Origin of the sequence: Leptospira wolffii serovar Khorat str. Khorat-H2 (assembly GCF_000306115.2) — a bacterium.
In the GTDB taxonomy this organism is placed as follows: Bacteria; Spirochaetota; Leptospiria; order Leptospirales; family Leptospiraceae; genus Leptospira_B; species Leptospira_B wolffii.
Genome location: NZ_AKWX02000007.1, coordinates 819,409 through 839,771, shown reverse-complemented (window position 1 = coordinate 839,771; position 20,363 = coordinate 819,409). Strand labels below are relative to the sequence as shown.

The 20,363-nt window shown below is 45.2% G+C and carries 19 protein-coding genes; 8 read left to right on the top strand and 11 right to left on the bottom strand.

Going from position 1 to position 20,363, the window contains the following annotated elements:
• Positions 1-12 precede the first annotated feature (12 nt).
• The 5 genes from LEP1GSC061_RS08145 to LEP1GSC061_RS08125 all read right to left on the bottom strand — a co-directional run bounded on the left by LEP1GSC061_RS08145 (position 13) and on the right by LEP1GSC061_RS08125 (position 2,240).
• On the bottom strand, positions 13-462 hold the full coding sequence (locus LEP1GSC061_RS08145) for a GatB/YqeY domain-containing protein (RefSeq protein ID WP_016544452.1): 450 nt from the start codon (positions 460-462) through the stop codon (positions 13-15).
• A 40-nt stretch (positions 463-502) separates the two neighbouring features.
• A complete protein-coding gene (gene rpsU, locus LEP1GSC061_RS08140) occupies positions 503-712 on the bottom strand; it encodes a 30S ribosomal protein S21 (RefSeq protein ID WP_008591132.1) in 210 nt (69 codons plus the stop codon).
• A gap of 206 nt (positions 713-918) precedes the next feature.
• On the bottom strand, positions 919-1,383 hold the full coding sequence (locus LEP1GSC061_RS08135; RefSeq protein ID WP_016544563.1) for a DUF6789 family protein: 465 nt from the start codon (positions 1,381-1,383) through the stop codon (positions 919-921).
• Between the two features lie 106 nt (positions 1,384-1,489).
• On the bottom strand, positions 1,490-1,705 hold the full coding sequence (locus LEP1GSC061_RS08130) for a hypothetical protein (protein ID WP_016544442.1): 216 nt from the start codon (positions 1,703-1,705) through the stop codon (positions 1,490-1,492).
• 103 nt (positions 1,706-1,808) lie between these two features.
• Positions 1,809-2,240 (bottom strand): hypothetical protein, encoded by a 432-nt coding sequence (locus LEP1GSC061_RS08125; RefSeq protein WP_040508137.1) that lies wholly within the window; start codon positions 2,238-2,240, stop codon positions 1,809-1,811.
• A 173-nt stretch (positions 2,241-2,413) separates the two neighbouring features.
• On the opposite strand from LEP1GSC061_RS08125, the gene fbp reads away from it, so the two are divergent.
• The 4 genes from fbp to LEP1GSC061_RS08105 all read left to right on the top strand — a co-directional run bounded on the left by fbp (position 2,414) and on the right by LEP1GSC061_RS08105 (position 7,619).
• Positions 2,414-3,436, top strand: a complete 1,023-nt coding sequence (gene fbp, locus LEP1GSC061_RS08120; RefSeq protein WP_040508275.1) for a class 1 fructose-bisphosphatase — start codon at positions 2,414-2,416, stop codon at positions 3,434-3,436.
• Positions 3,437-3,787: 351 nt separating this feature from the next.
• A complete protein-coding gene (locus tag LEP1GSC061_RS08115) occupies positions 3,788-5,464 on the top strand; it encodes a thiol-activated cytolysin family protein (RefSeq protein WP_016544413.1) in 1,677 nt (558 codons plus the stop codon).
• A gap of 243 nt (positions 5,465-5,707) precedes the next feature.
• Complete coding sequence (locus tag LEP1GSC061_RS08110) at positions 5,708-7,249, top strand: MASE3 domain-containing protein (RefSeq protein ID WP_016544944.1); 1,542 nt, start codon at positions 5,708-5,710, stop codon at positions 7,247-7,249.
• 4 nt (positions 7,250-7,253) lie between these two features.
• Positions 7,254-7,619: a response regulator gene (locus LEP1GSC061_RS08105; RefSeq protein ID WP_016544358.1), complete on the top strand. Its 366-nt coding sequence runs from the start codon at positions 7,254-7,256 to the stop codon at positions 7,617-7,619.
• Positions 7,620-7,632: 13 nt separating this feature from the next.
• Here the strand turns inward: LEP1GSC061_RS08105 and LEP1GSC061_RS08100 are convergent, their stop codons facing one another.
• Both LEP1GSC061_RS08100 and mgtE read right to left on the bottom strand, forming a co-directional pair.
• On the bottom strand, positions 7,633-8,265 hold the full coding sequence (locus LEP1GSC061_RS08100; protein WP_016544356.1) for an LA_2219 family laminin/E-cadherin/plasminogen-binding protein: 633 nt from the start codon (positions 8,263-8,265) through the stop codon (positions 7,633-7,635).
• Between the two features lie 48 nt (positions 8,266-8,313).
• Positions 8,314-9,708 carry a magnesium transporter gene (gene mgtE / locus LEP1GSC061_RS08095; protein ID WP_016544490.1) on the bottom strand — a complete coding sequence of 465 codons (1,395 nt, stop codon included), beginning with the start codon at positions 9,706-9,708 and terminating at the stop codon, positions 8,314-8,316.
• A gap of 138 nt (positions 9,709-9,846) precedes the next feature.
• Here mgtE and LEP1GSC061_RS08090 point away from each other — a divergent pair, with 138 nt between their 5' ends.
• Both LEP1GSC061_RS08090 and LEP1GSC061_RS08085 read left to right on the top strand, forming a co-directional pair.
• Positions 9,847-10,878, top strand: coding sequence for an OmpA/MotB family protein (locus LEP1GSC061_RS08090; RefSeq protein WP_016544881.1), 1,032 nt, complete (start codon positions 9,847-9,849; stop codon positions 10,876-10,878).
• 15 nt (positions 10,879-10,893) lie between these two features.
• Positions 10,894-11,919 carry a cation diffusion facilitator family transporter gene (locus LEP1GSC061_RS08085; protein WP_016544269.1) on the top strand — a complete coding sequence of 342 codons (1,026 nt, stop codon included), beginning with the start codon at positions 10,894-10,896 and terminating at the stop codon, positions 11,917-11,919.
• Positions 11,920-11,927: 8 nt separating this feature from the next.
• On the opposite strand, the gene LEP1GSC061_RS08080 is transcribed toward LEP1GSC061_RS08085, so the two are convergent.
• Together LEP1GSC061_RS08080 and uvrA are read right to left on the bottom strand one after the other, a co-directional pair.
• A complete protein-coding gene (locus tag LEP1GSC061_RS08080; protein ID WP_016544693.1) occupies positions 11,928-12,983 on the bottom strand; it encodes an acyl-CoA dehydrogenase family protein in 1,056 nt (351 codons plus the stop codon).
• 41 nt (positions 12,984-13,024) lie between these two features.
• Positions 13,025-15,859: an excinuclease ABC subunit UvrA gene (uvrA, locus tag LEP1GSC061_RS08075; protein WP_016544708.1), complete on the bottom strand. Its 2,835-nt coding sequence runs from the start codon at positions 15,857-15,859 to the stop codon at positions 13,025-13,027.
• 126 nt (positions 15,860-15,985) lie between these two features.
• Here uvrA and LEP1GSC061_RS21840 point away from each other — a divergent pair, with 126 nt between their 5' ends.
• Complete coding sequence (locus LEP1GSC061_RS21840) at positions 15,986-16,744, top strand: Clp protease/crotonase-like domain-containing protein (protein ID WP_016544692.1); 759 nt, start codon at positions 15,986-15,988, stop codon at positions 16,742-16,744.
• 256 nt (positions 16,745-17,000) lie between these two features.
• Positions 17,001-17,696, top strand: coding sequence for a S49 family peptidase (locus tag LEP1GSC061_RS21835; protein ID WP_232218391.1), 696 nt, complete (start codon positions 17,001-17,003; stop codon positions 17,694-17,696).
• Between the two features lie 30 nt (positions 17,697-17,726).
• On the opposite strand, the gene LEP1GSC061_RS08065 is transcribed toward LEP1GSC061_RS21835, so the two are convergent.
• Positions 17,727-18,674: an L-threonylcarbamoyladenylate synthase gene (locus LEP1GSC061_RS08065; RefSeq protein WP_016544432.1), complete on the bottom strand. Its 948-nt coding sequence runs from the start codon at positions 18,672-18,674 to the stop codon at positions 17,727-17,729.
• Positions 18,661-20,259: a glycosyl hydrolase family 18 protein gene (locus tag LEP1GSC061_RS08060; RefSeq protein ID WP_016544253.1), complete on the bottom strand. Its 1,599-nt coding sequence runs from the start codon at positions 20,257-20,259 to the stop codon at positions 18,661-18,663. Before LEP1GSC061_RS08060 ends, LEP1GSC061_RS08065 begins: the two co-directional genes overlap by 14 nt.
• Between the last annotated feature and the right edge of the window lie 104 nt (positions 20,260-20,363).

Here is a 20,363-nt window from a genome sequence, read left to right as displayed (position 1 = left end):
GGTTTTGCCCGCTTAGGAAAGTTTGGATTTTACGATCGCAGAGACCTTTGATCCGTCTATATTCAATCCTTTAAATTCGGCCATCACCCTGCCCATGACCTTTCCGATATCTTTTGGGCCGGATGCGTTCATTTCTTGTACGATTTTTTCGACTGCCGCTTGGATCTGCTCTTCCGGTACGTCCGGAGGAAGATAGGATTTGAGAACTTCGGCCTCTGCCTTTTCTTTTTCGGCGAGGTCCGTGCGATTCGCTTTTTCGTACATCTGGATTGCGTCAGTACGTTTTGCGTATCCGCGTTTGATTAAGGTAATGACCTGCTCGTCATTCAATTCCTGGGCTCCCGTTTTAGTGAGCTCGTATTGAATATCCGCTTTTAATAGGCGAAGAGTGGATAGAAGCGGTTCCTGTTTGGATTTGATCGCTTCCTTTAGATCTGCATTGATTTTTAATTGCAGGGACATACCCGTTCCCTTTTATTTCCGCTCGTAGGAAGACCGGGGATTAACCGCGGTCTTTACGAGAGAAGAGACGTTTTTTCTTTTCTAACTTACGTTTTGCGGATTCGAGAGCCTTTTTCTTTTTGATGCTAGGCTTTTCATAAAATTCGCGTCTTTTGATCTCGCTCATGATTCCAGCGTTCGCGCAATCTCTCTTAAAACGCTTGAGAGCGGACTCGATGGATTCTCCTTCCTTAACGATGATTCCTACCATTCGGTGGAACTCCTCCTGCTTGGATACTTTTGGAAACCGTAAAAACAGCTTCCCGAACAAATGCGCCGGACATATAATGGGAATCGCTCCCCAAACCCGGAAACTCTGGGGACAAAATATCCCGTATTTACTAATTTCCGTTGACCGGGTTGGAAGTCAACGTCAATCGGGTCGATTTTGACCAGAAATGGTTAAAACCGACTTTTCTAGCCTCCGATCTGGCTTTTTAAATCGATGCCGAAATACCCTACGGAAAGCCCGATCGCCACTCCGTAGATCAAATGCCCGAATACATGGGCGGCCGCCACGCTAATCCCCGCTTCCCTGAATTGCTCCAAAGGGTGCTTTTGAGCTACCAACGAAACCAACAGAAAACCGACCAAATATCCGTGAAAGAAGCCAACTGCCCCGCCGGTAACTATGGACGCGATAAAGATATGGGGAGCGAGATTGATGAGAAACACATAGGGAAACGCGAACATCACTCCGAATACGATATGAGTGACGATGCCCGGAACAAAAGCGGTCTCCATCTTTTTTGTGAAGAAGCTACCGATGGCTCGTATCATATCCGCGTTGGTGGAACCGGCGTAATGGATGGACCACATTACGGCGGACATACAGACGGTCCCGAAAAGGCCCGCCATTAGGACAAAGAGAATCGATTCCATCACACCTTCCTCCTTGAAGGCATCCGTTCCTTTTGCGGGAATCGATTTTATATCAATTAAAAGTCGGGGGCAAGAATTAAAGGGGATTTTTTTCCGAGGAAATCACTTATGCTGCGAAAAAATCGGCTTTTTGGATCTTGGAAATTTCGATCGTAGCCTCGATTCCAAACTCGCCGTTTTTGATTACGACGTCTCCGTCCATTCTTCGATTCTTATCCAACTCGATGACGGTTCCATCTTTTAAGGTAAGAATGATATCTATACCGCGATAATTGATGTAACGTTCCAGAATCGTCTTGAATTTATCTTTGCGGTCTTTCATATATCACCTTCCCCACCTTCTAAATTAACGGTACAAACGTTCACTTTCACTATAGAGATTTTTTTTTTCGAACCGGAAAATATCGGCAGAAAAGAGAAGAATATTATAGGGATTCTGCCAGCGGTTTCAGAAGTTTTTCGTAAACTGGGCGGAAAGAATCCGGGGGTTCGTTTAGTTCCAAAAATCGAATTTCATAGTCTATGATTAGATGGTTTACTTGGAAAATCACTTCGTCGAAACGACTTTTTACTATATCCAGTTTGCAATCCGGACAGAACGTGAGAAACGAACGTGAATTCATAACATAAAGCTTATCGTAAGGACGTAGGTGGGCTTGGATGACGGATTTTAACTCTCCCAATATCTCACCGGACTTTTGCTCTCCCAACAACCGAAAATACTGGGATAGATCTTGGAAATAAAAATGGGTTAGAACCATTTCAGTGCTAAGTGAATTTTTCACATCTCGGAGGAATTGATTGGTGAATTCCTCGAAAACGTCGGGAATCGGAGGCCTTGGATTCTGGTTTTCCATGATTCTTTACGAATATCGACCGGCAGTATCGAAAATTGCAGCCATTTTCGGAAACGAATGCCCTGAGATAATGTGATTTAGGGCAAGAATTCATGCCGGAAATCCGGCTTGTCAGCGGGGACAGGGGCGATTTCCTATCCGGTAAGAGCGAAAATCGCAAAAGGAGTCCGATCGTGAGCGCCCATCCAACTCAATTGATGAGTCTTTCCCAATACTTAATCGAGGAACAACTCAAATTACCCCAGGCAACCGGGGATTTTACGGCACTCATGAGCCATCTAGTCTACGCAGCCAAAGTGGTTTCCAGAGAAGTGAGAAAAGCGGGTCTACTAGAGAATATCTTAGGAGCCACCGATCAAACGAACGTTCAGGGCGAAACAGTGATGAAACTAGACGAGTATGCGGATAAGATCTTTACCCATACACTTACACGTTGCGGACACCTTTGCGTTATGGGAAGCGAGGAACAGGAAGATGTTATCTCCATTCCGACCGGTTATAAGATAGGCAAATATACGATCGCTATCGACCCACTGGACGGATCCTCGAATATAGACGCAAACGTTTCCATTGGGACCATTTTCTCCGTGCATCTCAGAACTTCTCCCCAAGGAACTCCCGGAACCAAGGAAGACCTTCTACAAAAAGGCTCCAAGCAAAGAGCCGCTGGATATATCGTTTACGGTTCCTCAACAATGCTCGTTCTATGCGTAGGAAAGGGAGTTTCCGGATTCACCTTGGACCCTTCTTGCGGGGAATTTTTACTCTCCCACCCGGAAATGAAAATGCCGGAGTCCGGAGGAATCTACTCCATCAACGAAGGAAATTATGATTATTGGTCGGATGAAGTGAAGAATTATATCCGAAATATCAAGTCCATCGAAGGCGGCAGAAAACCTCAATCCCTTCGATATATCGGGTCCCTTGTGGCCGATTTCCATAGAAACCTGCTCAAAGGCGGAATCTTCCTCTATCCAAACGATACGAAATCCTCCAAATATCCCAAAGGAAAACTCAGACTCTTGTATGAAGTAGCGCCTATGGCATTGATCGCGGAACAAGCGGGAGGAATGGCCGTAACCGTAGAAGGAAAAAGAATTCTAGACCTACAACCGGAAGAATTGCACGAAAGAACCACTTTTATAGTGGGTTCTAAAAACGAGGTAGAGCATTTCCTTACGTTTATAAAGAAATAAATCGGATATCGGCGGCCTGGGATATGGACCGAGCCGCCGATTCGTTTGGAAGACAAAAAGCCCTTCTTATTCTCAATTATAGATAGCTTTCTCTAAGATTTCCATCCCCCTCCTCTTCCCTCGAAAAAACTTACTTATTTTTCACAAATTTTTTCCATGCCGTCTTCCGGACGAGCCTCTATTTTACTTATATTTCCTCAAATTCACTTATTTCCCTTATACGGGATTTGAATGTAAATTATTTATAATATAGATAACGTGTTCCAACGGAATTCGGCGATTCTCTCAAAAACATAATAATTCTTGCAAGTGTGTAGCGTTCGCTCCAATCGTAGGTGCAAACGAAATCTGGTGAATGAGAATCAAATGAAATCCAAATCGAATCGAAAGCAAATCTATATATTGTCGGGAATCCTGAGCGTTTTCGCTCTTTACTTTTCCTGCTCTCCATCCGGAAATTCTCCCTTAGGACTTTTGGGTCTATTGGGTGGATCTTCCTCAGGGCAACAACCGGCTACGGACTCTAGTGTAGGCGGATTGAAGATCGCAGCTACGGGATCCCTGTATACGGAGCCTTCTTATGGAAAGGCCCTCTCCGCTTCCAACAAGGAGAATATTACTCCTTTTCCTGCCGGGATTCCGATCCCGGATTCTAAAACGGGGCATTATTCCTGCACGACTACCCAATGGGGAGCTTCCGAGATCAGAAATCTAGCGGACCGTGCTATTCTGAACCAAGGAATAGAAGTATTATATCCGGGAGCCTTGTTGCAGGGGAAATACCTGGAGGCAGGAGGCTATACTGCGATTACAATCCCTCGCGCCGGAGGAAAGATATTCCTAACCGGAGTGAAATTGGCGCCTAATGCGATTTACTCCAAGGAATTGGACAAGATTTCGCCTTCTAATGTGAAGCAAGCAATCGAAGACCTACTTTCCACCAATGTTGTAGGAACTGCAGCGGATGCTTCTTTCAGTGTAGAGCAGGTTTATAGCGAGAACCATCTTTTATTCAATCTAGGCTTGGATGCCAGATTCTCGGATGTCGCCTTAAAGACGAGCCTTGGAATCGATAATCTGGGTAAGAAAAACTATATCCTCATGAAGTTTACACAAAAGTTTTATGATGTGAATTTCGAGGATCCGATTCTTTCCACTTCCGTATTCAAGGACCTGGGAAATTTCCAGGATCCGGAAGGTCAGATCGCGGAAAACAATCCTCCTCTATACGTATCCAAGGTTTCCTTCGGTAGAGTCGTATACTTCCTATTGGAATCCGAATACACAGCTCTCCAAGTAAAGACAGCTTTGGAAGTGGCTTGGAATCCGGGATTATTGACCGCGGTTTCTCCGGTTCCTCCTATAGGAGGAGAAGTCTCCGTGACCCACGAAGAAGTTTTGGATAAGACCAGAATCTCCTATTTCGTAAGAGGTGGAAACGCAGGCTTGGCCTTGGCTCCGATCGGCAGTGCGAATTCTTCCAATCCCGGGAGTATGTATCTAGCGATCCGGGACTTTCTCGCGAATCCGGAAGCAGCGAATTATTCCGCGGCGAATCCGGGGGCTCCTATCGCTTACACTCTTAATTATCTAAAAGATCGTTCCGTAGCAAAGATGAGCTATACTACCGTTTACGACCAAAGAGATTGTGAGGCTACATATTCGGAAAATCCGCAAGTCTTTACTGCAAAACTCGGAAAAGTCGACGATTCCATTAAATTGTATATGGACGGGACGGAATTCTTCAGCGCAAATCCTGATTCGGACGTTTATACGGGACCAGAAATCAATCTGAATAATGCGATGAGCGTTGGTAGCGAGCATGAGTTCAAAGTGGAACTCTATAACTCTAATTGTTTCGGAACCGCTTTGGATCTGGACTTGAAATTGAACGGAACTTCCCTAAGGACCAAGAATTTCTCCAAGGGAGTGAGCACTTGCGGAAAACAGCTCACATACAGATACAAACTGAATAAAATCACCGGAACCTGGTCGATATTGGAGGAAACCGAAACCTCAGGCTGGTAAAACCATTCTCTCTTACCCGGATCCATTTCCGGGTAAGAACTCTCCCCTCTTGATATTTGTCAATTTGGCTATCTTTTCTTGTCCCTAAGAATGGAATGACCGAAATCTAACGTTACGCCCAAATGCGCTTACGTGGGATTTGGGCGGAAATTCGGAAACGTTTGTCTCCAATCGTTATCGTCTATTGATTCAGAAGGAATCGCCGAGTCATTCCTTTACCGTGACAGATAGAAATGTGCTTAAATGGGAAATCGGGAAATGGATCGGGAAGTCATAGATTCTAAGGGAAGTCCTCTGGCTTTAGGGACCGTATTTTTCTCGGCGCTTTTACCTATCCTACTGATCCAGATTTTCCATTCTTCCCTGTACTTCGAATCCGAGATTCCACCTTATCTACTCTTTCACAATATCGCGGAATTATTCAGTGTAATCGTTTCCATGTCCATATTCGGGGTGGGATGGTTTACCTACACGCAGAGTAGAGATAGACATACCTTATTCTTAGGGACCTGTTTTTTAGGAATCGGCTTCATAGATTTAATGCATATGCTGGGCTATTCCGGGATGCCCGATTTTCTGACTCCGAATTCTCCGAATAAATCCACGCAATTCTGGATCGTAGTTCGATTCTTCTCCGCATTCTCTTTCTTAGCGAGCGCATTCATAGATAACAGAAAAGGATCGGGAGCTTACGGTAGGGCATTCGTGATTTTTCCGATTTTTGTCTCCGCCTTCGCTTTTGTTTCCGTGAATCTATTTCCGCAAATTCTCCCCGCTACTTACTTGCCGGAAGTCGGACTCACTCAATTCAAGAAAGTCTCGGAATACGTAATCATCATTTTTCTCATTCTTTCCTTTATCGCCTACGCATTTAGAATTCCTAAGTATGGATGGGCTTCCACTAAGAATTACCTCTACGCATTCATATTCTGCATTTTCAGCGAAACGGTTTTCGCGTTATACAGCACCGTTTTCGATGTGTATAACGTCATAGGACACCTCTATAAGATCATCGCATTCTGCCTTATTTACCGCGGAGTATTCATATCCTCCGTAAATAAACCTTACGAAAAGATTCTGGAGACGAATGAACGTCTGAGAGTTGAGATTCACGAGCATGAGAAAGCAAGAAACGACCTGACACGTTCTTTGACTGAAAAAGAGGGATTAGTCCGAGAAGTATACCATCGTTCCAACAATAATCTACAAGTAGTGGGAAGTCTCATCTCGCTCCAAGCGGAAAGAGATCCTGAGAATTCGGAACTTAGATTGCTTGTGGATAGAACCCAAGATAGAATCCAAGCGATCTCTCTTGTACATCGTTTGCTTTTCGCAGAAAAAGATTTGTCCTCCGTTTCTGCGCGGCAATATATCTCGGAATTGTCCAGCTACGTACTACAAAAGAAAGAAGAGAAACTGACTTACGTTTCTCTGGATATGGAAGTGGAAGACAAGAGAATACTTATGGATGTGGCTATACCCATAGGCCTGATTCTTTCGGAACTCCTGTCCAATACACTCCAACACGCTTTTACCGCTCCGGATTCGATTCGGATCCAGATTTTATTCTTCCAAAGAGACGAAGATAGATTTGTTTTGAAATATACCGACAATGGAATCGGATTGCCTAAGGATTACGATTTCAAAAAGAACGATTCCTTCGGAATGCAACTTATCCGAGGTATTGCCGAAAGCCAACTTTCTGGCAAGCTTAGCCTTCTTTCCGGCCCCGGATTCCGTTGCGAAATCGATTTCCCGAAGCAAATCTATAGGAAGCGTGTTTAAATAATTGGAAGGTTTGAAAGTGCTTTTGGTAGAGGACGAGGTCATCACAGCAATGCTCGTGAAAAGGGAATTGGAAAAAATCGGATGCAATGTTTTGGATTTGGCCACTTCCGGAGAAGACGCTGTTCGACTTGCGAAATCGGATGTAAGACCGGATCTGATCCTAATGGATATCACTCTTTCCGGTGATATGGACGGAATCACCGCGGCCTCGGAGATCAAGGAAGAGTCCGATATACCGATTATTTTCTTAACAGGTTACCAGGATTCTCGAACTCGGGAACGAGCTTCTCAAACCAAACCGCTTGCGTATTTCGTAAAGCCTTTGGAAATACACAAGCTACAGAATTTAATCCAGAATCATTTTTAAGATTGTAAAGAGATTATTTTCTCTTAATGACCTCTTTCTTGAGCTCATCCTTCACATTATCTCGCGTAATACCGCTTTTGTTTTCCAATTTGATGGAATAGAAGATCTGGTATTTGGTAACGACTGGCTTTTCTTCGGAATGCTCCATAGACCAGCGAGTAACGTCGTTCTGTATAATCTTGGCCAAATCGTTGATGCGAGGAACCCGGGTATTGAAACGAATCGTTTCCACGGCTCCGGTGTTTCCGTTTAGGATTACTATGATGATTCCATCGTCCGAATAATTGATCTTATTGTATTTCACCAATTCCTCGCTGATAAGAGCATCTCCTCCCTTATCCACTTTGCGGCGAATGTATTTAGCTCCTCGGATCTGCCTTACTTTATAAGACTCGCTGGTGATAAATACCCGGAAATATTCTTCCTTATCCTTGGAGGCTGCTTGGAAGAATGCGGGATCTAAGGTTGTGATTTTCACCTCATCTCCGTCCTCGTTTATAACCGCCTCACTTTCTCCGCCGGGATTTGGAACCGCTTCCCCTTTGAGAACTTCCGGCCCTGCTTCTCCGGAGGTCGTCGCACAGCTTGTAACCAAGCAGAATAAGAACACCAAAAAGGCCGCAATCGTGACCTGAAAACGAATCATCCAAAACTCCTTAAGCACTTATATTAATTCGATGAATGTAATTTTCATCTAAACCAAATATTGTAAGAATAACGTAGCCAAACCTAGAAAACAGAAAAACCCGAAAGTATCCGTGGTCATAGTAACAAAGATAGAGGAAGCGATCGCCGGGTCGATCCTTAACACTTTCAAAGCCATTGGAATGCAGGCACCTACGATAGCCGCAAGGATCAGATTCGCTAACATAGCTAAAAAGATAACAATCGCTAAGGCCGGTTTTCCCCAGAAAAAATAAACCGCAAGGCCGGTAATGGAGCCCAAGGTGAGTCCGTTAATGATTCCGATTAGACTTTCCTTGCGAAACGCAACGATCCAGTTGGCGGAATTCAAATCTCCGGTAGCGATATTTCGAACGACCACCGTAATGGCCTGGGTTCCTGCGTTTCCTCCCATTCCGGCGACGATAGGCATGAGTGCCGCCAGGAACACAACGTTATGAATCGTATCCTCGAAAAAGGAAACAGTCGTAGAAGCAATGGTCGCAGTTCCTAAATTTACGAATAGCCATACCAAGCGGCGGCGAATGGAATCCCAAATGGAAGTGTTAAGTCTTTCTTCTTCTGAGACCCCCCCCATCCTCAAGATGTCCTCGGACGCCTCTTCTTGGACGATGTCCAGGATATCGTCTACGGTGATTCGTCCGATGATCCGGTTGAGATCGTCCACAACCGCCGCCGAAACCAGGTCGTATTTACGGAACATTCTCGCCACTTCTTCCTGGTCCGTATCGTAATGGATGGAGAATACTTCCTCCTTAACGAGACGACTCACCTTTTGGTTGAGGGGCGCAAGAAATAGGTCCTTTAATTTGATAAATCCGGTTAAGTGATTCTCCGCATCCGTGACATAGAGTAGATAGATATCATCCGTCTCTTTTGCCACTCTTCTGAGTTTGATGATCGCTTTTCGAACCGTATCGAATTCGAAGGCCGCGGCAAATTCGGTGGTCATCAGACGTCCGGCGGTATACTCCCGGAAATTCAATTGTTTTCGGATTTGGGAAGAATCTTCCTTGTCCAAGGAATTCAGGATTTCCTCCGCTTTTTCCTTGGGGATTTCGGAGATAAGATTGGTTACTTCGTCCGTTTCCAAATTCTCCACGATAGGAGAAATTTCTTTCATATTCAGACGGGAGATGAGGTCCGCCTGCAATTCCTCGTCGAACTCTACGAGAATCATGGATTGCTGTTCTGAATCACAGAGTTTGAAGACGTAGAATGCGTCCTCTATGTCCAATTTTTCCAGGACTTCTGCGATATCCGCTGGGTGATTCGCGGAGGTGAAAGCGAGCAGGAACTCCGTGTCCTTCTTTTCGATCTTTTCCGAAAAGAACTCCATCCAATCGCCGGATTGGGGCTGAGACTTTAAGGAAAGCGCTTCCTTTGAGGTATTTTTATCTTCCACAGAGGTTCCTCCCCATTTCGACAGAATTCATCCTGAATATTCTCGTTCAATGAATTTCCTGAATTTCGACCCCGGAGTTTTTCATTTGACGGGGGGCCCGAAGCCTAAGGAATAGAACCTTAACCCCGCTATTCGACTATGAAACAGATCCATTTCCGACTTCTCGCCTTTTTTCTTCTGTCCTCAGCCCTCCCCGTCTCCGCCGACGTCTTTTATTTTCCTTGGGAATACAACAAGCTGTATAACGAGAAGGTAACTTTGGAATTAGAGTTGGATTCCCTCCGTCTCCGTTATAGAAACGAGTCGGAAAATTCTAAGAAAGAAAAACTCGCTCTGGACGGAAGGATCCAAACTCTGGAGGAGCAGCTTGCTCAGGAAAAAAGTTTCCGGGAAAAAGACAAGAATCTATACGCGGAGCAAAACAAGGCTTTAGAGAATCAGATTGCCGTCCTCAAAACCAAAAGCGGTAACAAAGAAAAAGAGCTGATCGAAGAGCACGAGAAGCAATCCAAGAAATACCAGGACATCATCGCGGAACTTCGATCCGAGCTAGAAAAGGAAAAAATCGGCTGCATCCGCAAAATGGACGAGCAAAAGCGGGATTACGAATCCAAAATCGCGGGTCTCGAGGCGAGAATCCAAGCTCTGAACGACCAGATCTCTAAACTGGAAAATCTAAGCGAGAACCAAAAGCGTGAGCTCGACAGACTTTCCGAACAGGCAAACGAGTTGGAGTCCAAACTTTCGGGAGAGATCGCAAAAGGACAGATCCGGGTAAAACGTTTTCATAACCGTCTAGTCATCAATATCGACGATCAGATTTCCTTCGATTCCGGTTCCGCGGAATTGAAGAAGCAGATCTTCCCCGCTTTGGAAAAGATTAAGGAAATCCTTGCGGATTACCCCGGAAACCTGATCATCGTTGAGGGTCATACGGATAATATCCCCATTCGTACTAAGAAATTCCAGGACAACTGGCAACTCTCTTCGGAAAGAGCTCTTTCCGTTCTGCGTTTTCTTTTGGAGAGTAAAAAATTGGACGGGAGACATTTCTCCGTAGCAGGTTACGGGGAGCACCAACCCATCGTATCCAACGATTCGGCGGAAAACAGATCTCTTAACCGAAGAGTGGATATCGTATTAGAACCGCAAAGCGGAAAGAATCACTAAGGCAAGAGTCCATCCTTGAAAATCGAACACAAAAACTCCGATTCGGATTTCCTTCCTTTCGGCAGACAGACGATTCTTCGCCCTGGAAAGAAAGGAACGGTAAAGACCCTAATCATCGCGTTTTTTCTTTCACTTATCATCTTCTTTTGGGAAATCTTCGGATCCTCTCAGAGTAAGAGTCTCGCGCTCCTTGCCGATGCAGGCCATGTAATCTCGGATGCGTTCGCTTTTCTTCTTAGCATTTCAGCCGTACTCATAGCGGACCGAAAACCCTCGCCCAAAATGAATTTCGGATTCTTTCGAGTGGAGGTATTTGCAGCCTTCCTGAATTCACTTCTTATTTCGGGGATTTCCGTCTATATCATATTCGAAGCGATAGAAAGATTCAAGAATCATGTGGAAGTCCTGCCCGACTCCATGCTTATTTTCAGTCTGGGAACCATAGGGTTCAATATGGTTTCCGTTCTATTATTGAGTAGAATCGCGGAGAATAATATCAATCTGCGTTCCGCTTATCTACATGTACTCAGTGATCTATTGGGAACAGTTTCCGTTCTTGTGGGAGCGGTTATCATTCGCTTCACCGGTTGGAATTGGGTGGATCCTATTCTTAGCCTGATTCTTTCTCTCGTGATCCTGAAATCCGCCGGTAGCATCCTAAAGGAAAGTATCACAATTCTTCTGGAAGCTTCTCCGACGAGTGACGAGTGGGATCATTTACAAAAAGATATCTTAGCGATCCCGGGAACCAAAGCATTACTCTCCGCTCATACATGGACGCTTACAAAAGGTATTCATGCCTGTGCCTTTCGGATTCTAATCGTCGATCGAGCGAACCAGAAAAAAATTCTACAGGAAGCTTATTCGATTTTAAGAGGAGAATGGAAATTCGAACAAATCTATATCCAATTGGAAGATTCCAAAACGGCGCAGATATTGGATGGAATCGTGGCAAAAACATTGCACGATATCGGTTCGGAAGAATGGGGACACCACCAACATACTCACGACCATTCTCATTTGGACCATTCTTCCCGCTGAAGAAGGTTTTATTTTAAGGATCCGAATTTTCTCCATTCCCTAGATTGCTTCAGCCTATTTTTTACATAAACGGGACTACGTGCCGGATGGATGGAGGAGAATAATCCTAGATCCGGATACTCCTTTTGCGCATCGAAATTCGGAATCGATTTCAGAAGGCTCAGACATTCATCGAGTATCGCTTCGTATCCGTAAGGATGATCCTCTTCGATTTTATAATCCGGATTCTTATCCTTTTTGTCGGAGATCTCCAGACATTTTCCGAATAGAAGACCGCTTAGATCCCAAAGTTTTCCCAAAACGAAGAACCTTTCCCTGGATTCCTGTCCTTGGCTCAGATCGGAAACGATCTTTCGAATCATTCCGCAGAATAACACCGCGGCGGAAAGCATTTCGGATAGATGGATGTCCGCTCCGAATTTGGAATAATCCTCCACGAATTCATAATGGGAAGGAAGTTCCAAATTTTCGGCGCTGATCTTACAATGAGTGGCCTCGGGAGCGAAATCCAGATGAAACTCTTCCAATTTCAGACCTTCCGAATTTCTAGGAACGTAGAATACGCCGAAATTTCCCTCTTCCTTACGGGCGACTACCAGGAATCCGGCCGCATCGGCTCCATTCGTCACAAACCCTTTATGAAAAGTTAATATGATGTTTCCGTTTGCCGCGCGAGATGCAGTGGATTTAAGATTCGTAAGTTTTCCCATCCATCCGGGCTCGCTCACCCCCAGACCCAATATTTCATGACCGTTTACGAGTCTATCTAAGATTTGTTTTCCTAATTCCAAAGACTCGGGGCTGGGATGGATCCCTTTCTCTTTGCCAGTCACAAATCGGAGGATTTTTCCAGCCACATTGGTTTGGGCCATAAGCCCCACTCCGACTCCCACCCCGTGCGGAAAGGAAGGCAATAGAACCAGCTTTTCATGGAAAGAGCGAAAGCCTTCCCCGTTCAGGGCGGAAAAAAGCCCGGCTTTCGCAATCTCCGGCAAGGAGGATTTGTAAACGGAACGGAATTCTCCCTTAGGAAAGGAGCTTAATTTGTCTCTCAGATCTTTCATGGGAAGTCGTTAGTTTTACATAAAACAAATCTTCGGGTTTTTTATCCCGCCTTTTTTCCCGGATTTCCCATGACTTTCTTCAAATATTGCCCGGTAAAAGATTCCTTTACCTTGGAAACTTCCGTAGGAGTTCCTTCGGCTATGATCTTTCCTCCTCCGTCTCCGCCCTCGGGTCCTAAATCTATGATCCAGTCCGCTTGCTTGATCACGTCCAGATTATGCTCTATCACGATCATCGAGTTTCCTCGGTCCACTAGCGTATGAAGAACCGTCATCAAATGCCTCACATCCTCGAAATGCAATCCGGTAGTGGGTTCGTCCAGGATATAGAGAGTCTTTCCGGTAGGGCGCTTGGATAGTTCGGTCGCAAGTTTGATTCTCTGCGCTTCCCCTCCGGAAAAGGTAGTAGCGGGTTGGCCTAGTTTGATATAACCGAGTCCTACTTCCTCCAGTGTCTCCAATTTCCTTTTGAGAGCAGGAATATTCTCGAAGAATTTCACGGAATCTTCCACGGTCATCTCCAGAATTTCGAAGATATTCTTTCCTTTATAACGGACTTCTAATGTCTCTTGGTTGTATCTCTTTCCCTTGCATACGTCGCAGGTTACGTACACATCCGGAAGGAAATGCATTTCAATTTTGAGGATTCCGTCTCCCTCGCAGGTCTCGCATCTTCCTCCGCTCACATTGAAGCTGAATCTCCCGGGAGAATATCCCCGAAGCTTCGAATCTTCCAATTGGGAGAAGATATCCCTAACCACGGTAAATAATCCGGTATATGTAGCGGGATTGGATCTAGGAGTTCTTCCGATCGGCGACTGGTCTATATTGATGATCTTATCTATCTCTTCGAGACCAGTGATCTTCTCGTGTTTGCCCCAGGTGGTTCTAACTTTCATTACCTTATGAGCGGCCGCGTTGTATAGAATATCATTGATGAGAGTTGACTTTCCGGAACCGGAGACTCCCGTTACCACCACCAATTTTCCGAGAGGAATGTCTACGGAAAGGTTCTTAAGGTTATTTTCCTTAGCGTTTACGATCTTAAGTTTTTTTCCGTTTCCGGGTCTCAAGGTTTTAGGGACGGGGATGAACATCTTTCCGGAGAGATATTTTCCGGTAAGGGAGTTCTTATTCTTGGAGACTTCTTCGGGAGTTCCGGAGCATACAACGGTTCCGCCATGTACTCCCGCTCCCGGGCCCATATCTATAAGCCAATCCGCTTCTTCCATGGTCTCTTGGTCGTGTTCCACTACGAGTACTGTATTTCCCAAATCTCGAAGGTCTTTGAGAGTATTGACTAATTTCGTATTATCCCTTTGGTGCAATCCGATGGAAGGTTCATCCAGAATATATAATACTCCCTGAAGCCTAGATCCGATTTGGGTAGCCAAACGAATCCGTTGAGCTTCTCCCCCCGATAAGGAACCTGCGGCCCGATCCAGACTTAGGTAGCCTACTCCCACATCGTTTAAGAAGGTAAGCCTTTGTTGGATCTCCTTCAGGATGGGTCTTGCAATTACCTCTTCGCTACCTTTTGGCTTCATGGATCGTACGAATTCCAACGCCTTTTCCACGCTGAATCCGGAGAATTTATCGATGGTAAGAGCATTCACCTGAACTGCGAGACTTACCGGCTTTAATCTGTTTCCGTGGCAGGAAGGACAAGGATGGTTTGTCATATAGCCTTCCAGGATTTGCCTCCTGCTTTCGGATGCGTCCTTGTATCTACGCTTTAAATTCGGAATCACACCTTCGAACTCTCTACTGAACTCGAAGTGAGAATTCTCCTTTCTAAAATCGTAATCTATTTTGAGATTCTTATCTCCGTAAAGAACCGTTCTTCTTACCTTTTCCGGCAGCTTCTTCCAAGGAGTATTATAATCGAATTTCAACGTCTTGGCCATGGAATGTACGGTTGTGAGAAACCAGTAGCTATTGCTTTTGGATCCCGCCCAGGCTTCGATACAACCTTCTACGAGAGAAAGTTCCGGATCCGTGACAAGTAAGTCCTCGTCGAATTCTAAAAGACTGCCTAGTCCGTCGCAGATTTCGCAGGCACCGTAAGGAGAATTGAAGGAAAACAAACGAGGGGATAGCTCCGGTAAGGACTCTTCCGGGTGATTCGGACAGGAAAGCTTCTGGGAGAATGTATGATCCTTCTTTCCGTCGTCCAAAAGCAAAATGCCTTCTGATTGTTTGAGAGCAGTTTCCACAGAATCCGCAAGCCTAGAACGAATCCCGTCCTTGATCACCAAGCGATCCACCACGATCTCGATCGTCGCCTTAAAACTCTTTTTTAAAACGATCTCCTCGTCCAAGGTTTTGATTTCACCGTTTAGTCGGATTCGATTGAACCCGTCTTTTCGGATTTTTTCTAGAGCGTCCTTATGCTCCCCTTTTTTTCCAGAAACTACGGGAGCCAAGAGTTGGATCTTAGTTCCTTCGGGATAACCTAGGATTCTGTCCGTTATTTGGTCCACGGATAAAGATTGGATAGGGGTTCCGCAAATGGGACAATGGGGTTTTCCGATCCTTGCATATAATAATCTGAGGTAATCGTAGATCTCGGTAACGGTTCCTACTGTGGATCTCGGGTTTCTGTGAGTGGTCTTTTGCTCTATGGAGATAGCGGGAGACAAACCCTCGATCAGATCCAGATCCGGCTTTTCCATTTGCCCCAAGAATTGCCGAGCGTAGGCGGATAAACTTTCGACATACCTTCTCTGACCTTCCGCATAGATGGTATCGAAAGCGAGAGAGGATTTACCCGATCCGGATAAACCGGTGATCACCACAAGCCTATCTCTTGGAATCTCCAAGTCGATATTCTTTAAATTATGCTCTCGAGCTCCTTTGATTCGGATGTGATCCAAATTCTTACCCTCTCTTTCCTTTCAGATAAATTTTGCAAACCCCCGTTGGAAAGCGGTTTTCCGAGGGGAATTTTACGTTTTCCGGAATAAAACGCTCTAGTAATTTGGTCGCCAAAAGGACGACACATGTTTAAAACGATCCTCTCCCTAATCTTTCTCCCCATCCGAATTCTATTCCAATTCTTTAGGATTCTTTCCTGGGCGATCCGGAAAGGGGATCATTTTTACTTGGAGATTCCTAGTTCGTTTTCCTTCGATAAAAGGTCGTTTTTCGTCCGCGTTCTAGTTGGAAAGGAAGACTCTCCCTTTCTTTTGGATTTTCTTCTGGGACTCAAAGCATTGGGTACAGTCCCGGGTTTGAAGAAAATTTCTTTCCAAATTTCCAATCCTGAGTACGGATTTGGAGAAGTTTGGAATCTATGCAGAGCGATCGAGTCCTTAAATGAGAAAGGGATCCATACTTCCGGATATTGCTTAGGCGGAGGAACCAAGGCTATTCTTCTTCTCTCTCATTGCAAATCCAGATATGCCTCCTCCGCTTCCGAATTTTTTCCGGTTCTTCCCTCTGCGGAGCCTTTCTTTTTCGGTGGAACGGCTAAAAAGCTAGGTGTGGGAGTAGAAGCGTACGCAAGCGGCGCTTTCAAGGCGTTTGGAGAAACTTTCCAAAGAAACTTCCTTCTCTCCGCCCGCAAAAAAGAATATAGAAAGCCTACTCTCCGACCAGAAAGCTCTTTTAGAAGAAGGCTTTCGCAAGAGTTCCGGATTGGATCTAAAAATCTTAGAGGAACCGATTCTAAGTGCGGAAAGACTAAAGAAGCTAGGATTTCTCACGGATCTTTTGGAAGAAGACGAGTTCGAAGAAAATTATCTCTTCGAAACGTATAAAAAAGAGAAAGAAGATAGCAAGCCGGACTATAGAACCTTGAAACCTAAAGGACTCAGACTATATTCCAAAAAGAAGAATTTCACTTATCTATCCAGACCGGTTCCCACTGTGATAGTGCTCCCCGTGCAAGGGAATATTCTTCCCGACCTAGGTAGAGAAGAGGAATTTCGTTCTAGACAGGTCTCTTTTAGATATTACCAGGAAACATTCAAGGAATTGCGGGAGGATCCGAGGATTTCCGCGGTCGTTCTGGAAATGAATTCTCCGGGAGGTAGCGCTCTTGTCTCCGAGTTACTATACCGTGAAATTAAAAAACTTTCCGAGAAGAAACCAGTCGTCACTTATGTTTTAAACGTAGCCGCTTCGGGAGGATACTATCTTGCCTGTGGAACGAAAGAAATCCATGGAACTCCTTATTCCGTAGTAGGATCCATAGGTGCTGTCATGCTCCGATTCGAAATGAAGAATCTATATGAGAAATTAGGAATCAAGAAGGAAAGAATCGGATTCTACCCTCATAGAGATATCCTATCGGAGTACGGAAAACTTTCTCCCAAGTCGGAACAATTCTTAAAAAGAGAAGTACTGCATTCTCGCGACGTATTCTATTCCAGGGTCACCGAGGCAAGAAAAACGAGTACGAAAGAATTGGAAGCTAAATGGGGGGAAGGTAGGGTCTTTTTAGGAGAAACCTTTCGCAAGGCCGGGTTTCTGGATTCCTGCTCGAGTGTATTAGAAATCCTGCAAAAAGTCAAAGAGGATCTCAAAGCCGAAAAAATAGACGTTCGGTATTTGCCGGGAACTTATAATTGGAAGGATTTCATCCAAGATATGAAACCTGGATTGCAATCCATCGGCCTAAATCTTCCTTTCTGGAATGGAAAAAATCCGAAGTATAATCCGAACGAAGTGCTCTATCTATCCGATATAGCTTCTGATTTATCGCAATAATCGGTTTCTATAAATCCGAAATGCGATCTTTTATCTGTCCTGGGCTTTTCGGATCCGATTGAGTAATGCTTCTTTTCCTTGGCCTTCCGCCGGCGGAAAACAATACACGGTTCGTATCCTCATCCGGTCGCAGTCCCGAAAAAAAGAATATAGATTTTTCATATATTCAAGATTATCCGGGACGCTTAAAGAGAACGCCCAACCTTCTAGTAGATCGATTCCTATTGCCGCGGAATCTTTTTTCGGCAAAGTCCCTATTTCTGCAAAAATCACATTCGCATCCGGTGCATAATGCCTGTATTTCATTCCGGGACTCGCAGGACGAATCCCTTCCTCTTCGTTGGGATAGTAGGATGTATAGGAAAGACCCGGGAAGATTTCCTTCAGTTCCTCTGGACCCAGGAACCCGGGTCTTAGAATCTTGGGAGAATTTCCGCTCAGATCGATCACTGTGGACTCCAATCCGATTTCGGGTTCTTGCCCTTCCAAAATTACATCCACCTTCCCTTCGAATTCGTGGATCGCATCTTCGAGCCTAGTGATGGAAGGTCGACCGGAAAGGTTCGCAGATGGCGCGGAAACGGGAACTCCGGACAATCGTATCATTTCCCTCGCAAGAGAATGAGAAGGAACTCTGACCGCAATCGTATCCAGTCCGGCGGAAAATACCTTGGGATCTTTTTTTGGTAAAACCAAAGTCAAAGGACCCGGCATATACTTCTCCAAGAGGATTTCGGCGTTCTTGGGGAGTTCTGCGATTTTCTGTATATCGTTCGGATCGGCAAGATGAACGATAAGCGGGTTATCGGCGGGTCGATTCTTAATTTTATAAATTTCTAAACAAGAATCGAAATTACGGGAGTCGGCTCCTATCCCGTATACGGTCTCCGTGGGAAAAAGGACGATTCCTCCCTTCTCCAGAGCTTTCGCCGCCAGAGAAGGATCTTTGGTTAGAATCGTATTTTTATTTTTTGACAACTTCCTCGGAAGCCGCCTTGGCTTCTTCCTGGGATTCTTCCGGAGCGATCTGTTTTACGTCCGGATTAGTTTCCTTGTTCGGAGCCTTTGGAACCGGAGGAAGCTTATTGGTCACGAGTAGTTCCAGGTAATCGTTGATTCCGGGATCGTTATCCGATAGCAACTGCCAGAAAGAAAATCCTCCGATATCGTAGGAACGAAGTAGAGTCATCTTTTCTTCGAAAGCTTTTCGATTCATAAAGAAAGCGACTCGGTCACAACCTTCGGATTTATACCAAATGCTCGGGTCTTCATAAGTCTTTCCTTCATGCACCCAACTGAATTTGGAAAGGTTGGTCCAAGAGGAAGAATTCTTATTATCGGCCAGAACTCGAGTGATATTCGTAGGTTGATGGGTCACTCCCAATTGTTGGCGTTTCAGAGCGTCCGACCAATATACGGACTTGATCTTCGCGTTACAGTTTAGAGCCCAATCGTAACCGTAAGTAGGGATCGCCATATACAATTTCTTAGCAGGCACTCTTTCTTTGGCGTAAGTAATGATATTACGGATCCAAACGTTCGGAGCCTGAGGGCCGGGGCCCGGGTTTCTGTATTTACGAGGATGTAATTCGTAAGCCATCACTTTCACGCGGTCCGCATGCTTCGCTAAGAAAGCATAATCGTGGGTCATGGGTCCCCGCCAGTTTTCGGCGAAGTCCATATTGATTTTTTCTTTCAGACCTTTGCAGGCTTTCATGCCGACTTTTTTGGCAGCGGTCTTAGGGTGTACCGCAACGGAGAGAAGCTTCCCTCTCTTGTGAATTTCTTTGGAAAGAAGAACGATGAACTCTTCGAATTTTTCCTTCTTTTCACAGCTCATTCCTTCGTAATCGATATCGATTCCGTCGAAATTATAGGTATCCACTTCGTATAGAATATTCTGGATATGCTTGTCCCGGATATCGTTTCGTCCGTTCAATCCTATGTTTTCGGAGATCTTCTCATTCTTATTCTCCCAACGGAAAATAGTGGGAATAATCTTCACTTTAGGATTCAAAGACTTCAATTCCGCAACACGAGCATGCTTCTGGGCGGATCCCCAAAGAGAATACAGATCTCCGTTATTCGTTTCTCTTCCTTTAAATCCGTAAATGAAAGGATGGATTTCGTTGTAAAGATGAACCGTGCGTTTCATCGCCTCATAATCGGAAAACCAAGTGGAGGCACGAAAACCGGTCTCGTCGTCGATCACGACTTTAGGAGAATCCGACTCCCCCGCCTTTTCCTTGGATCCGTCGGTTCCGTTCAGGAAATCGGAAGCGTTCCACCATTTCTTAAAATCCTCCCAGGCGCCTTGGGGAGCGATCTCGGATTTTACTCCCGCTCCTGCATTGGGAAGCACTATAGCGGTTACTTCCTTCTTATCCGCCTCGGATTTAGGTCCGGACTTTAGGGCTTGGACGCCCAGATAAAAGGAAAACCCGGAAAGTAAGAGCCAGATAGCGCTCACAAGACCCGTCTGCCAGACGGAGGCCTTTTTAGGTTGGTATGGAACGGGACGGATCAGGTCCTCAGGTGTATGTGGTTCATCGTTTGGATTCATTGGACTCTTTATATTTATCGAAACGCGGAGGCAAAAAGTAAAGCACCGACTGTCTTCCAGTGATTTTGTTGCTACGTAGCTGTCAAACCTTTGTGGGATTCGGA